The organism is Geobacillus sp. JS12, from assembly GCF_001592395.1.
Lineage (GTDB): Bacteria > Bacillota > Bacilli > Bacillales > Anoxybacillaceae > Geobacillus > Geobacillus zalihae.
The window spans coordinates 584,777-598,663 of sequence record NZ_CP014749.1 but is presented as its reverse complement, the minus strand read 5'-3'; the positions used below and the strand labels follow the sequence as shown (position 1 = coordinate 598,663).

The window sequence follows — 13,887 nt, the reverse complement described above, 5'->3', positions numbered from 1 at the left end:
TGTATGGTAAATTATAATAGTGTTTTTAGAGGGATGTGAAAGCAAGGAGGGAAAAACGATGGCGAAGTGCTTCATTACCGGCAAGAAGAAATCGTTCGGCAACTCGCGTTCGCATGCCATGAACGCCAGCCGCCGCACATGGAAAGCCAACTTGCAAAAAGTGCGCATTTTAGTTGACGGCAAACCGAAACGCGTCTGGGTTTCGGCGCGCGCGCTGAAATCTGGAAAAGTGAAACGCGTCTAACGGCCTAACGAAAAGAAGCCGCCCCAAAAGGTTGCAACCCTCCTTTTGTTCGGCGGCAACAAAAAAGCACCAAAAATGGTGCTTTTTTCTTATCCTTTTTTAAATGCGTTCAACACCGCCCGCACGATTCCGCCTAAAAATCTCGGCAGCTTGATCGTATAAAACTTCATCCCGATTCCCTCCTCACACCGATCATCACGAGCTTCCCGCCATTTCCTTATCCATTATATTCCGTCATAAGCCAAGCGCGACTACGGGCAGCCGGCAAAATCGCTGCTCCTTATCATCATTAATATGCCTTCTGAAAACGAAAAAGTACCGGAAGATTGGATAAGTTCATTACTAATACATAATGTCGAACCGCGGGAAATATGACAGTTTGTTAGCGGATATTTAAATCCGATAAGCGTAAGCTCCGCCACCGTTTCGGAAATCGGGATGTATGACACATAGCGGTATCGATCGTCGCGCGCGACCGTATGCACGCCGGGCAGATGGACGGTGAGCACGTTTTGCCGGTCGATGAGTTCAATGGGCCGCCCGGCGTACTTTAACAGCAGCTCAACGTTGCCAAACAAATGGTCAAGCCGCCCGCCGGTCGCCCCAAATAGACGGATGGCCCCATCTGTCTGCCTAACCGCCCAGTCAAGGGCGATCTCCATATCCGTTTTGTCTTTTTCCGCCGGCCAAATGTCAAGCTCCGGCAGCATCTCCCTTAGCCGCTTGACCTCCTCAGCCGACAAGGAATCAAAATCGCCAAACGCCCGCACCGGGCGGAGTCCGAAATCCAAGAGCGCTTTCGTGCCGCGGTCGACGCCGACCCACTGCACATCGCTCCCATCATACGAGCGCAAATCGGGAAGAAGGTGGGGCGGACCGCCGCCGACAATATGAATCAACACATGCGTTTCCCCCTTTCGGCAAGGGCCGAGGCAGCCCTCTTCCGTTCTTTTCTTTGCTCTCATCACCCTGCGGCTCAATAAGATGGCAAAAGCGGCGCTGCCTTTTGGCTAGTTGGCGCACGCTTTGCGAAGCGTGCGAATAGCGGCGGCTCGATCCCGTTCATTGTAGATGGCCGAGCCGGCGACAAGCACGTTCGCTCCGGCTTCCACGCAAAGCCGCGCCGTTCCCGCATTGATGCCGCCGTCGACCTCAATATCGACCTCTTTGTTTTGTTCACTGGCCATCCGGGCGACCTCACGGATTTTTGGCACGACCGCCGGAATGAACGCCTGTCCGCCAAACCCTGGATTGACCGTCATCAACAAGACGAGATCGACATCACCGATCACATGGCGGATCATCTCGACCGGTGTATGCGGATTGAGCACCACCCCGGCTTTGACGCCTTGTTCTTTGATAAAATGAATCGTCCGATGCAAATGCACGCACGCCTCAACATGGACGGAAATCACATCCGCGCCTGCTTTCGCAAACGCCGGAATGTATCGGTCCGGGTCGGCGATCATCAAATGGACGTCAAGCGGCAGCTTCGTCACCGGTCGAATGGCGGCCACGACCGGCGGACCGAACGTCAAATTCGGCACGAAATGCCCGTCCATGATATCGACATGAATCCAATCCGCCCCGCCTTCCTCGACCGAACGAATTTCCTCAGCCAGGCGGGCGAAATCGGCTGATAAAATCGATGGCGCAATTCGAATCATGTTCAATACCTCGGCTTTCGTTCTTTCATTTCGGCAACAAAACTAACGTAGTGGTCATAGCGGTACGATGGAATCTCCCGGCCTCGACCGCCTCACGCACAGCGCATTTCGGCTCGGCGATATGAAGGCAGCCGCGGAACTTGCACCCTTCCCCGTACATCCGGAATTCCGGAAAATAATGCGGCAATTCATCAAGCTCGATCTGGTCGAACTCAAGCGCGCCAAACCCTGGGGTGTCGGCGACAAGTCCACCAGCGACCTCAAGCAGTTCGACATGGCGGGTCGTATGCTTGCCGCGCCCTAAATGGGTGGAAATGTCGCCCGTTTTCAACCGCAAATCCGGACGGAGCGCGTTTAATAAGGACGATTTGCCGACGCCGGACTGCCCGGCGACGACGGAGACGCGGCCGCGAAGGCGCAACGCCAGTTCATCGAGGCCGCGCTTGGTCACGGCTGACGTTTCAATCACGTCGTAGCCGATGCGCCGGTAATCATGCACGTAGCGGGCGATCTCTTCTTTCGATTCGCCATCCAACAAATCGATTTTGCTGATGACAATGATCGGCGCGATGCGTTTCGATTCAACCAAGACAAGAAAGCGGTCGAGCAGCTTGGCGCTGAAGTCCGGGCTTACAGCCGAAAAGACTAAAATCGCCTGTTCGACGTTGGCAATCGGCGGCCGCACAAGCTCATTTTGCCGCTCGCCAATCTCCAAAATATAGCCTTCCGTTTCGCTCGTCGCCTGAAAAACGACGCGGTCGCCGACGAGCGGCGTCACGTTTTTCTTGCGGAACACACCGCGCCCGCGGCATTGGAACACGCGGCCTTCGGACAAGACGTAATAAAATCCGCTTAATGCTTTAATGATTTGTCCTTCCGCCATAGCCTCACCCCTTTTTTTCGTTATGTTCTGGGTACGGGATCGATCCTTCCTCTTTGACGACATTGTTGACAATGACGCGGTAATAAGCGGTCTCCCCATATGGAATTTCAAACTCGACCATCTCGGTCGCTGGCGCCGTCAGCCGGTATGTTTTGTATGGCGTTGACATATTGTGGTTGGCATCTTGGATGTAAAGCTGGGCTTCAACCATTTGCCCCGGCATCGCCGGTTCATACGGGATCATAATCTCTTTCACTACCGTTTTGGACGGCTTCGGCTCGGGCCCGCGGGAAATGACGACCGTGATGGTTTCCCCTTTTTTTACCTGCTCGTTCGCCGCTGGAGTTTGCGAAATGACAAGCCCTTCTGGCACCTCGTCCGAATACTCGTACTTCACGTCAATGCGCAGCCCTTGATCCGCGCCGTAGTCGCGCACGCTTTTTTCCGTATAGCCAGTCAAATCTTTAACGGTGACCTTCTCCGGCCCGAGGCTGACGGTAAAGATAACTTCCGTTTCATCAGGCGCCACTCGATCGCCGGCGTACGGGTATTGATCCAAAATCGTCCCTTCCGGCTTGTCGCTGTGGCGGCCATTGCGCGTAATGCGAGTGAATCCTTCAGCGCGCAGCTCCTCCTCCGCCGCAGCAATATCATCGCCAATGAAGCTTGGAAATTCGATTTTCTTTTTTCCAATGCTTTTATAAATGATGACGCCGGCCCCTTTCTTCACCGTCATGCCGGCTTCCGGATCGGTGCGCACGACTTTTCCTTCTTCGATTTGATCATCTTCCACATCAATCGTATCTTTGATTTCCAAACCGAGCGACGACAGCTGTTCAACAGCGTCATCATAGTTTTTGTTGACCACGTTCGGCATCGTCACTTCTTTTGGAAAAATGAGGTCCGGAATCCATGTGACCGCGCTGACGCCGGCAGCTCCAATGAACAGCAAGGCAGCCACAAGCCAGGCAATCCATACCCGTTTCCGCTTTGGTTTCGGTTCGCCCGTCGTATGAACCGGTTCGCTCGTTTTTTCCTCGTACACAAGCGTCTCTTGCTCCAACGCCGCGCTTTCCGCATGTTTGATCATCGGAATGGCTTTCGTCGCTTCCTCATCGTCATCGGGTATGGTAAATTTCGGCTCGTTGCGCCGCCTTGGATCCAGCGCTGTCCGAATGTCCTCGTTCATTTCGCGCGCGGATTGGTAGCGGTAAAACGGGTCTTTCGCCGTCGCTTTTAAAATAATATTTTCGACGCTTTGCGGAATGTCGGGGTTCCACGCCTTGGGCGACGGCGTTTCCGCCTGCAAATGCTTCAGCACGATCGAAACGGCCGATTCGCCGGAAAACGGCAGCCGACCGGTGACAAGTTCAAACATGACGATGCCAAGCGAATAAATGTCCGACTTTTCGGTGGCAATGCCGCCGCGCGCCTGCTCCGGCGACAAATAATGAACCGAACCGAGCACCGAGTTGGTCTGCGTGATCGTCGTGCCGCTCATCGCCACAGCGATGCCGAAGTCGGTCACTTTCACATTGCCGTGCTCATCAAGCAAAATGTTTTGCGGTTTAATGTCGCGATGGATGATGCCGTTCTCATGGGCATGGGCGATCGCTGATGTCAGCTGGTCCATAATGCCAAGCGCCCGTTCGACCGGAAGCGGAGCGTGCTGCTGGATGTATTGCTTCAGCGTCGCGCCGCGCACATATTCCATGACGATGTAATAGACGCCTTCCTCTTCGCCGACGTCATAAATGGAGACGATATGTTCATGGTTTAAGCTCGTCGCCGCTTGCGCCTCGCGGCGGAACCGTTTGATGAACTGATCATCATTGGCAAAATCAAGGCGGAGCACTTTCACGGCGACATCGCGCTCCAAAATGATGTCGCGGGCCAAATAGACATTCGCCATGCCGCCGCCGCCGATAAGGCTGATGATTTTATAGCGGTCATTCAATCGCTTTCCAATGAGCACGCCGATCCCCCACCTTCACGTTCCGCTGAAACATCGATGACCGCCAGCGAAATGTTGTCTTCTCCGCCCCGCCCGTTGGCGAGCTCAATAAGCGCCTCCGCCTTCTCTTCCAGCGTGCCGGCACCCGTCAAAATATGTATCATGTCCGCTTCCGGCACTTTATTGGACAACCCGTCCGAACATAACAACAACATGTCGCCCTCGTCGAGCGCCACTGTTTTCACGTCGATTTTCACCGCCGGTTCCGTGCCGAGCGCCCGCAACAGCACGTTTTTGCGCGGATGATGCTCAGCCGCTTCTTTCGAAAGCTGCCCGCTTTTGACGAGCTCATTGACCAACGAATGGTCGTCGGTCAGCTGCTGAATTCCGCTTTTGTTGAGCACGTAGCAGCGGCTGTCGCCGATATGGGCAACCGTCGCAAACGAATTAGCGCAAACGGCGGCGACGACCGTCGTCCCCATTCCTTGACATTCCGGGTGGGAAAGGGCATGGCGAAACAGTTGTTCGTTCGCCGACGCAATTTGCGTCTTGAGCCATTGCTCCGCCTCAGCCGGTGAAGCAAGGCCACTCTCTTTCTCCCATCGCTCCTGCAAATACGCCACCGCCATGGAACTGGCTACATCACCGGCGCGATGACCGCCCATCCCGTCAGCGACAACCGCTAAATATTGGCCGCTTTGATTGACAAATACGCCGCCATTGTCTTCGTTATGTTCGCGAATTTGGCCGATGTCAGTTCGGAAAACGGCTCGCATCCGATTCACCTCGTCTCCTCTTTTCGCTCCTTCGCACGAAGCTGTCCGCAGGCGGCATCGATGTCGTGTCCATGTTCGCGGCGAATGGTGACATTGATCCCATGTTTTTTCAACGCCCGTTCAAAGGCGAAAATTTGGCTGCGCGGCGTGCGCACATAGTTGCGCTCCGGCACGTAGTTAACCGGAATCAAATTCACATGGCATTTCAGCCCTTTAATCAGCTCGGCCAACTGCTCGGCGTGCTCAAGCTGGTCGTTCACCCCGCCGAACAATCCGTACTCGAACGTCACGCGCCGGCCGGTTTTTTCAATGTAATACCGAACCGCCTCCATGAGCTTCGGCAGCGGGTACGCTTTATTGATCGGCATGAGTTTCGTCCGCAGCTCATTCGTCGGTGCATGCAACGAAATGGCGAAGTTGATTTGCATTCCTTCATCGGCAAACTGGTAAATTTTTGGGATGATGCCGCTGGTGGAAACGGTGATATGGCGGGCGCCAATGTTCAACCCTTTTGGGTGATTGACGATGCGTAAAAACTTGATGAGCGCATCGTAATTGTCGAACGGCTCGCCGATGCCCATGACGACGATGCTGCTGACGCGTTCATTCGTGTCATCGAGCGCCTTTTGCACTTGCACGACTTGGGCGACGATCTCGCCCGCCTCTAAATGACGCTTCAGTCCGCCGAGCGTCGAAGCGCAAAACGTGCAGCCGATGCGGCAGCCGACTTGCGTCGTGACGCACACCGAATTGCCGTAGTTATGACGCATGAGCACCGTCTCAATCGAATAGCCGTCATGGAGCTCAAACAAAAATTTGATCGTTCCGTCTTTAGACGTTTGTTTGACCACGGTTTTCAACGTCGTGATCGAAAACGATGACGCTAGCTGTTCGCGCAGCCGCTTCGGCAAATTCGTCATGTCGGCAAAATCGGTGACACGGTTTTGATACAGCCACTCGTAAATTTGTGTGGCCCGAAACGGCTTTTCGCCTTGAGCGACAAGCCATTCCTTCAATTCGTCTAGCGTGAGCGAATAAATCGATGGCAACGGAGGCTGCGTTTCGCCGACAGAGCGGCGGGCAGCCGGACGAACCATTTCCATGCTTTTACACCCTCTTTCGCAGTCGGGCGATAAAAAACCCGTCAGAGTCAAAATGATGTGGCAAAAGCTGCAACATGCCGCCTTTCACATGCGGCCGCACCGGTTTCGGCATCCGCTCGGCAAGGCGGTCGTCGAGGGAAAAATCCGGGTGGTCGGCCAAAAAACGGGCGATCGCGTCTTCATTCTCTTCACGCTCGATGGTGCACGTGCTGTAAACAAGCACGCCCCCTTTTTTCAACAGCGGCGCGGCCGCCCGCAAAATGGCTTGCTGAATCTCGACAAGCGCGGCGATGGCGTCTTTCCCTTTCGTATATTTGATCTCCGGTTTGCGGCGGATGACGCCGAATCCGGTGCACGGCGCATCGACCAAAATGCGGTCAAACGATTCCGGGGCAAACCGCTCGCCGAGCCGGCGGCTGTCAAGGGTGAGGGCGGTGATGCAGCCAAGACCGAGCCTTTGCGCCTGCTGCTCAATGAGCTTCACTTTATGCTCATGAACATCGACGGCGACAACTTCGCCGCGCCCGTCCATCCGCTCGGCGATATGGGTCGTTTTCCCGCCCGGCGCCGCGCAGCAGTCAAGCACCCGCTCGCCGGGGGCTGGGTCAAGCGCTCGAGCGACAAGCATGGAGCTTTCATCTTGAATCGTCAGCCAACCGGCGCGAAACGTCTCCGTATGAGCCAAATTCCCTTTTTCCGCCCGGATGGCCTCCGGAGCGACATGGCCAGGGATTGCCTGCATCCCTTCAGCGCGCAGCCGCTCAAGCGCTTCTTCGACAGTCGCACGCAGCCGGTTGACGCGGGCCGTTGATTGCGGCGGGCGCAAATTCGTCTCGCACATGCGCGCCGCTTCTTCATAACCATATTGCTGGATCCAGCGCCGAACGAGCCACTCGGGATGGCTGGTGGCAAGGGCGAGCCGCTTTCCCGCGTCATCAACCGCCTCGATCGACGGCAGCCCCTCGCGGCCGATGGCCCGCAATACGCCGTTGACAAGTGAAGCAATGCCGCGATGGCCGCGCCGTTTGGCGATTTCAACCGCTTCAAAGACGGCGGCGCGGTCGGGAACACGATCCAAATACACCATTTGATACAGCGTCAACCGAAGAAGCACGCGCACCCACGGCTCAAGCCGGCGCGCCTTGCGCAAAAACGGCGCCAAATAATAATCGAGCGTGTCGCGCCGTTGCACCGTGCCGTAGACAATCTCGGTCAACAGCGCCGCATCGCGCCCGTCAAGGCGTCCTTTTTGAATGGCTTCGTTTAATTGCAAATGACTGTACGCTCCTTTTTGTTCAATGGCTAACAGCGTATCTAAAGCAAGTTCACGTACGTTCATGATCCTCTCCTAGCTTCATGCCGACCGAAAGACGGCTGCCGGCGCCGCGCAAAAATTCGCCCGCCGCCATCCGTTTTTTTCCGGCCGGCTGCAATTCGGTGATGCGAATGGCTGTCTCATTGCCGGTGGCCACGACAATGCCGTTTTCCTCAAGCGCCAAAATCGTGCCCGGCGGCGCCGAACGGGGCGCCGGCACTTTTTCACCCCACCAAACCTTCCAAATGTGCCCATCCTGCGTTGTATACGTGACCGGCCACGGATGGAAGGCGCGAATATGGTTGTAAATGGCTTCGCCGGGCTGCGTCCAATCGATCCGCTCCTGCTCGCGGCGAATGTTCGGCGCATACGTCGCTTTCTCCTCATCTTGCGGAACGGGCGTAATGTTCCCTTCCAATAAAAGTGGAAGCGTTTCTGATAGTAGTTTAGCCCCGGCGGCGCTCAATTTATCATGGAGCGTGCCGACCGTATCCGTTTCGGCAATCGGCACTTCGACTTGCGCTAACATGTCGCCGGCATCCAACCGCTCCACCATATACATGATCGTGACACCCGTTTTCGTTTTCCCTTGCCAAATGGCGTAATGGATCGGCGCCCCGCCGCGCAGCTCGGGCAGAAGCGAGGCATGGACATTGATGCAGCCGTATTTTGGTGCATCAAGCAGCGCTTTCGGCAAAATTTGCCCAAACGCCGCCGTGACAATCAAATCGGGCGCAAACGCCAACACTTGTTCGTATTGCTCCGGCTCGCGAATTTTTGTCGGCTGCAGCACCGGGATGCCGCGGCGCTCCGCTTCCACTTTCACCGGGGGCGGAACGGGCTCGCGCTTCCGCCCTTTTGGCTTATCCGGCTGGGTGACAACGGCCGAAACATGATAGCCGTCGTCAAGCAGCTTCCGCAAAATCGGCACGGCAAAGTCAGGCGTTCCCATAAAGACAATGTTCGTCATCGGCATCTATCCTTCCAATTCTTCAAGATCGCAATACCGAATCACTTTCGACGTAAACAGCACACCGTGCAAATGGTCGATTTCATGCTGCAGGGCGCGCGCCAAAAAACCGGTCGCGGAAAGCGTAAACGGGCGGCCGCGCCGGTTTTGCGCCCGCACTTTCACAAATTTCGCGCGCGGCACTTCGCCAAACAAGCCGGGAAAGCTCAAACAGCCTTCCACATCCACTTGTTCGCCGCGCGCCTCGATCACGACCGGGTTGATGAGCTCGATCCGACCGTGTTCATCACCGACATCGATGATGGCGATCTGCTTGGCGACGCCGATTTGCGGGGCAGCTAGGCCCACCCCGTCAGCGGCAAGCATCGTTTCATACATATCGTCAAGCAGCCGCCCGAGCCGACGGTCAAACGCCGTCACCGGCGCGCACGGCTGTTCCAAAATCGGGTCAGGATACGTGACAATCGACAAAACAGACAACGTCATTCCCCCAAGTTCACATCATCATGTATGGGTTTGTATCAATGGTGACCATCACTCCGCCATGGGCGGCATCGGCTTGGTAGCGGTCGATGACCGCCTTGAGCGCCGCGGTCAAATTCGGCTCCCGTTTGTATTTTATCATGCATTGGTAACGATATCTATCGTGAAGACGGGCGATTGGCGAGGCAACGGGGCCGAGAACGACCGCTTCGTGCGACAAATGCTTGCGCAAATAGGCGGCGATTTTCTCCGCCGCTTTGGCCGCAGCCGGCGCTTCCTGGTGGGCGACCGTGATGAGCGTCAAGTAGTAGTACGGCGGATAGCCGTGCGCTTTGCGCAGCACCATCTCCCGCTGGTAAAAGGCCCGGTAGTCGTGGCGGGCGGCCAGTTCAATGCTGTAGTGCTCAGGCGTATACGTCTGAATGATCACTTCGCCGGGCAGCTCGTGCCGTCCGGCGCGCCCGCTCACTTGCGTCAACAGCTGGAACGTTTTTTCCGCGGCGCGAAAATCGGGCAAATGAAGCATCGTGTCGGCCGCGAGCACACCAACAAGCGTGACATCCGGAAAATCAAGCCCTTTGGCGATCATTTGCGTACCGAGCAAAATATCGGCTTCCTTGGCGGCAAAACGGGAAAGCAGCTCTTCATGCGCCCCTTTGCGGCCGGTCGTATCAACATCCATGCGGATGACGCGCGCTTTCGGCAGCAACCTCGTCAGTTCTTCTTCCACTTTTTGCGTGCCGGTCCCGAAAAAGCGGATATGTTCGCTGCCGCATGACGGACAGCGAGGGGCAAGCGGCTCTTCATGCCCGCAATAGTGGCATTTCATCCGTTCCCCGGCACGATGGTACGTCAGCGAAATGTCGCAGTGCGGACAGCGGATGACATAGCCGCAGCTGCGGCACATGACAAACGTCGAATAACCGCGTCGATTCAACAGCAACACTGCCTGCTCGCCGCGCTCAAGCCGGCGGCGCAATTCGTCAAGCAATCGGCGTGAAAACATCGAACGGTTGCCGCTTCGCAGCTCCTCGCGCATATCGACGACATGAACGTCCGGCAGGCCGCGGTCGCTGATGCGCTCCGGCAGCTCGAGCAGCTCGTACACCCCTTTGGCGGCGCGGGCGAACGTCTCAAGCGAGGGGGTGGCGCTGCCAAGCACGACCGGGCAGCTGTGGCGGCGAGCGCGGTAAATGGCGACATCGCGCGCATGATAGCGCGGCATTTCTTCTTGCTTATAGCTCGTCTCATGCTCCTCATCGATGATGATCATTCCCAAGTTTTCAAACGGGGCAAACACCGCCGATCGCGCCCCGACGACAAGCTGCACTTCTTTCCGGTGAATTTTCCGCCATTCGTCATATTTTTCGCCGACCGACAGCCCGCTGTGAAGCACCGCTACTTTCGAGCCGAACCGGCTTTTGAAGCGCTCGACCATTTGCGGCGTCAGCGAAATTTCCGGCACGAGAACGATCGCTTCCTTTCCTTGGCGCAACGCTTCATCAATCGCCTGCATATACACTTCCGTCTTCCCGCTGCCGGTGACGCCATACAGCAAAAACGTGCGGTGCTCTCCGGCGCGCACCGAAGCGGTGATTTTCGCCAACGCCGCCTCTTGCGCCCGGGTGAGCGCCGGCGGCTCACTCGGCTGAAACGTGCGATGTTCGTATGGGTCGCGGTACACCTCGACATCGTTCAGCACCACCAATCCTTTGTCGACGAGCGCTTTCAGCGGCGCTGAGGAAACGCCAAGCACCGCTTGCAGCTCGGCAACCGGTACCGCTTCCCCTTTTTCAAGCAAAAACGAAAGCACGTCCTTTTGCCTTGAAGGCAGCGCCGCCAGCGCGTCGTTTGCCTGTTTGTCCGGAACGGCCAAACGCGCATGCTTCACCGTTTTCTTGCCTGCTTTTTCTTTCACTTCGTAAACGGCTTCAAGCACACCTTGTTGCACCGCTTTTTGCGCCGCCCGCCATAAGCTGGCGGCTTCAATGTCTTTCCAAGCCACTTCCATTTGATGGACAAACAGCGGCTTTAGGTCGTCCGGCAATGCTTCCCGATTTCGTTCATCCGTCAAGCGGAGCGTTTTTTCATATTTCGCCCGCATCGCCGCCGGCAGCATCGCCTGGTACGCCGAAATGGCAAAACAAAGCGTCGTTTCTGTTAAATAGCGGCCAAGATCAAGCAACTCTTCGTTTAACACCGGCACGACATCAATCACATGCTCAATCGGTTTCAGTTGCTTGATGTCGGAATGGTCTTTCACATCAACGACAAACCCTTGCAAGCGCCGCGCCCCAAACGGCACCGTCACCCGCATGCCCGGCTGGATGACGCCTTGCCAGCGCTCCGGAATCCAATAATCGAACGGGCGGTCCGTCTGCCGGGACGGGACATCGACAATCACGGATGCTACTTTCATCGAATCGCCTCGATATACGCGTGAATTTCTTTTAAAATTTCCTCGGCCGCCTCGCGTTTCGTCATGAGCGGCAGCGGCCGAACGACGCCGTCGCGGCGGAAGATGGTGATGATGTTCGTATCGCCGGCAAACCCTGCCCTTCTTCGGTGACATTGTTGGCAACGACCATATCGAGCCGCTTTTCTTCAAGTTTTTTTAACGCATACTGCTCGAGGTTGTCCGTCTCAGCGGCAAATCCAACCAAAATCTGTCCCGTTTTCCGCTCGCCAAGCGCTTTCAAGATGTCCACCGTCCGCTCCATCTCGACGACATAACCGCCCGGCTGCTTTTTAATTTTGGAAGCCGCGACATATTTCGGCCGATAATCGGCGACCGCCGCCGCCTTGATCACGATGTCCGTTTCCGCAAACCGAGACAAAACCGCTTCATACATCTCTTCCGCCGATTCAACCGCCACCGTCTCGACGCCATCGGGTGAAGAAAGCGCCGTCGGTCCGGAGACAAGCGTCACCGAAGCGCCGAAGCGGGCCGCCGCTTCGGCGATGGCGTAGCCCATTTTTCCGCTCGAATAGTTGGAGAAATAGCGGACTGGATCAAGCCTCTCCCGCGTCGGCCCAGCGGTGACAAGCACACGCTTCCCGCGAAACAGCGGCGGATCACCGGCAAAAAAGCGCTCGATATGGGCGATGATGTTCTCCGGCTCCTCGAGCCGCCCTTTGCCGATGTAGCCGCACGCCAAATAGCCTTCCGACGGCTCGATGAACCGGTAGCCGAACTTACAGAGCCGCTCAATGTTCGCCCGAACGGCCGGATGCTCGTACATATGAACGTTCATCGCCGGAGCAATCCAGACGGGCGCTTTCGTCGCCAAAATCGTCGTCGTCACCATGTTGTCGGCGATGCCGGCGGCCAGCTTCGCCATCGTATTGGCCGTCGCCGGTGCGACCAAAACGAGATCCGCCCAGTCCGCCAAATCGATATGGGCGATGACGGCCGGGTTGTTTTCGGCAAACGTATCGACATACACTTCCTGGCGCGACAATGCTTGAAACGTGAGCGGTGTAATGAACTGGCACGCCCCTTCTGTCATGATCACTTTTACTTCAGCGCCGCGCTGGACGAGCTGGCTGGTGAGCGCCGCCGCCTTGTACGCCGCCACCCCCCCAGTCACACAAAGCAAAATATGTTTTCCCTTGATCATGTTGGCCACCCCCCGACATTGAAAAAAATAACAACCTAAAGCTAGGTTGTTATTTTTCCTCCTCCACTAATTCGACCTTGTCACCGGCAATTTCCTCGAGCGCCTGGCCGACAAATTTTTTCGACACCGGCTTTTTCACCATCAGCTCCGCACCGTCCTGCAGCTCGCGCGCCCGTTTGGCCACCACCGTGACAAGCTTATACTTGGAGTCCACTTTTTGCATCAGCAAATCGATGGAAGGATACAGCATCGTCATTCCACCCCCAACATCCGTTTATATCGCTCGGCGACGCGTTCGCGCCGGCAATGCTCAGCCGTGACAATCGCCTTGATCCGCTCGCAGGCGAGCTCGACTTCATCATTTTCCACGACATAGTCGTACGCATCCATCATTTCAAGCTCCTCTTTCGCCGCCCGCAGCCGATTTTCAATCAGCTCTTTCGACTCGGTGCCGCGTCCGATGATCCGCTTTTCAAGCTCCGTGAGACTTGGTGGGGCCAAGAAAATGAAGAGCGCCTCTGGAAACGCCCGCCGCACTTTCATCGCTCCTTGCACTTCGATTTCCAAAAACACGTCTTTCCCTTCGGCGAGCGTTTTTTCCACATAATCAATCGGCGTCCCATAATAGTTGCCGACATACTCGGCCCATTCGAGCAGCTTGTTTTCCCGAATCATTTGTTCAAACTGCTCGCGCGTCCGAAAGAAATAGTCGACGCCTTCCACTTCGCCTTCGCGCGGCTTGCGTGTTGTGACGGACACTGAATAATGAAGCTTGATGTCAGGACGCGAAAACAGCGCTTTGCGCACCGTCCCTTTGCCAACGCCGGACGGCCCTGACATGACGATTAACAATCCACGTTCGCTTTTCAACG

Annotated in this window: 13 protein-coding genes and 2 pseudogenes; 1 reads left to right on the top strand and 14 read right to left on the bottom strand. The window is 56.1% G+C overall.

What is annotated here, in order from left to right; genetic code table 11:
- The first annotated feature begins 58 nt into the window (after positions 1-58).
- Complete coding sequence (gene rpmB / locus A0V43_RS03045) at positions 59-244, top strand: 50S ribosomal protein L28 (protein ID WP_011230681.1); 186 nt, start codon at positions 59-61, stop codon at positions 242-244.
- 89 nt (positions 245-333) lie between these two features.
- Here rpmB and spoVM read toward each other — a convergent pair whose 3' ends face one another.
- From spoVM to gmk, 14 genes and pseudogenes are all read right to left on the bottom strand, one after another.
- Positions 334-414, bottom strand: coding sequence for a stage V sporulation protein SpoVM (spoVM, locus tag A0V43_RS03040; RefSeq protein WP_011230680.1), 81 nt, complete (start codon positions 412-414; stop codon positions 334-336).
- A gap of 81 nt (positions 415-495) precedes the next feature.
- A complete protein-coding gene (locus A0V43_RS03035; protein ID WP_063192356.1) occupies positions 496-1,146 on the bottom strand; it encodes a thiamine diphosphokinase in 651 nt (216 codons plus the stop codon).
- A 108-nt stretch (positions 1,147-1,254) separates the two neighbouring features.
- The gene (rpe, locus tag A0V43_RS03030) at positions 1,255-1,911 is read right to left on the bottom strand and encodes a ribulose-phosphate 3-epimerase (protein ID WP_063192355.1); all 657 of its coding nucleotides are present in this window, start codon (positions 1,909-1,911) and stop codon (positions 1,255-1,257) included.
- 2 nt (positions 1,912-1,913) lie between these two features.
- A pseudogene (gene rsgA, locus A0V43_RS03025) lies at positions 1,914-2,794 on the bottom strand (ribosome small subunit-dependent GTPase A).
- Positions 2,795-2,798: 4 nt separating this feature from the next.
- Complete coding sequence (pknB, locus tag A0V43_RS03020; RefSeq protein WP_015374390.1) at positions 2,799-4,769, bottom strand: Stk1 family PASTA domain-containing Ser/Thr kinase; 1,971 nt, start codon at positions 4,767-4,769, stop codon at positions 2,799-2,801.
- Positions 4,748-5,524 (bottom strand): Stp1/IreP family PP2C-type Ser/Thr phosphatase, encoded by a 777-nt coding sequence (locus tag A0V43_RS03015; protein ID WP_063193793.1) that lies wholly within the window; start codon positions 5,522-5,524, stop codon positions 4,748-4,750. The genes pknB and A0V43_RS03015 overlap by 22 nt, the downstream gene beginning before the upstream one ends.
- 5 nt (positions 5,525-5,529) lie before the next feature.
- The gene (gene rlmN / locus A0V43_RS03010; RefSeq protein WP_011230674.1) at positions 5,530-6,627 is read right to left on the bottom strand and encodes a dual-specificity RNA methyltransferase RlmN; all 1,098 of its coding nucleotides are present in this window, start codon (positions 6,625-6,627) and stop codon (positions 5,530-5,532) included.
- A gap of 4 nt (positions 6,628-6,631) precedes the next feature.
- Positions 6,632-7,966, bottom strand: a complete 1,335-nt coding sequence (gene rsmB, locus A0V43_RS03005; RefSeq protein WP_063192354.1) for a 16S rRNA (cytosine(967)-C(5))-methyltransferase RsmB — start codon at positions 7,964-7,966, stop codon at positions 6,632-6,634.
- Positions 7,953-8,912 (bottom strand): methionyl-tRNA formyltransferase, encoded by a 960-nt coding sequence (gene fmt, locus A0V43_RS03000; RefSeq protein WP_063193792.1) that lies wholly within the window; start codon positions 8,910-8,912, stop codon positions 7,953-7,955. The genes rsmB and fmt overlap by 14 nt, the downstream gene beginning before the upstream one ends.
- Positions 8,913-8,918: 6 nt before the next feature.
- Positions 8,919-9,392: a peptide deformylase gene (gene def / locus A0V43_RS02995; RefSeq protein ID WP_063193791.1), complete on the bottom strand. Its 474-nt coding sequence runs from the start codon at positions 9,390-9,392 to the stop codon at positions 8,919-8,921.
- Between the two features lie 16 nt (positions 9,393-9,408).
- Positions 9,409-11,814 carry a primosomal protein N' gene (gene priA / locus A0V43_RS02990; RefSeq protein ID WP_063192353.1) on the bottom strand — a complete coding sequence of 802 codons (2,406 nt, stop codon included), beginning with the start codon at positions 11,812-11,814 and terminating at the stop codon, positions 9,409-9,411.
- Positions 11,811-13,015 (bottom strand): annotated as a pseudogene (gene coaBC, locus A0V43_RS02985) (bifunctional phosphopantothenoylcysteine decarboxylase/phosphopantothenate--cysteine ligase CoaBC). The gene priA and the pseudogene coaBC overlap by 4 nt, the downstream one beginning before the upstream one ends.
- Before the next feature lie 49 nt (positions 13,016-13,064).
- Positions 13,065-13,265: a DNA-directed RNA polymerase subunit omega gene (gene rpoZ, locus A0V43_RS02980; RefSeq protein WP_011230668.1), complete on the bottom strand. Its 201-nt coding sequence runs from the start codon at positions 13,263-13,265 to the stop codon at positions 13,065-13,067.
- A gap of 2 nt (positions 13,266-13,267) precedes the next feature.
- Entirely contained in the window at positions 13,268-13,885 is a 618-nt protein-coding gene (gmk, locus tag A0V43_RS02975) for a guanylate kinase (RefSeq protein WP_080706534.1), read from the bottom strand.
- Positions 13,886-13,887 lie beyond the last annotated feature (2 nt).

Excerpts from the sequence above, each read along its gene's own strand:
- rpmB (WP_011230681.1), top strand. The coding sequence starts at position 59 with ATGGCGAAGTGCTTCATTACCGGCAAGAAGAAATCGTTCGGCAACTCG.
- spoVM (WP_011230680.1), bottom strand. The coding sequence starts at position 414 with ATGAAGTTTTATACGATCAAGCTGCCGAGATTTTTAGGCGGAATCGTG.
- rpe (WP_063192355.1), bottom strand. The coding sequence starts at position 1,911 with ATGATTCGAATTGCGCCATCGATTTTATCAGCCGATTTCGCCCGCCTG.
- A0V43_RS03015 (WP_063193793.1), bottom strand. The coding sequence starts at position 5,524 with ATGCGAGCCGTTTTCCGAACTGACATCGGCCAAATTCGCGAACATAAC.
- rlmN (WP_011230674.1), bottom strand. The coding sequence starts at position 6,627 with ATGGAAATGGTTCGTCCGGCTGCCCGCCGCTCTGTCGGCGAAACGCAG.
- rsmB (WP_063192354.1), bottom strand. The coding sequence starts at position 7,966 with ATGAACGTACGTGAACTTGCTTTAGATACGCTGTTAGCCATTGAACAA.
- fmt (WP_063193792.1), bottom strand. The coding sequence starts at position 8,912 with ATGACGAACATTGTCTTTATGGGAACGCCTGACTTTGCCGTGCCGATT.
- priA (WP_063192353.1), bottom strand. The coding sequence starts at position 11,814 with ATGAAAGTAGCATCCGTGATTGTCGATGTCCCGTCCCGGCAGACGGAC.
- rpoZ (WP_011230668.1), bottom strand. The coding sequence starts at position 13,265 with ATGCTGTATCCTTCCATCGATTTGCTGATGCAAAAAGTGGACTCCAAG.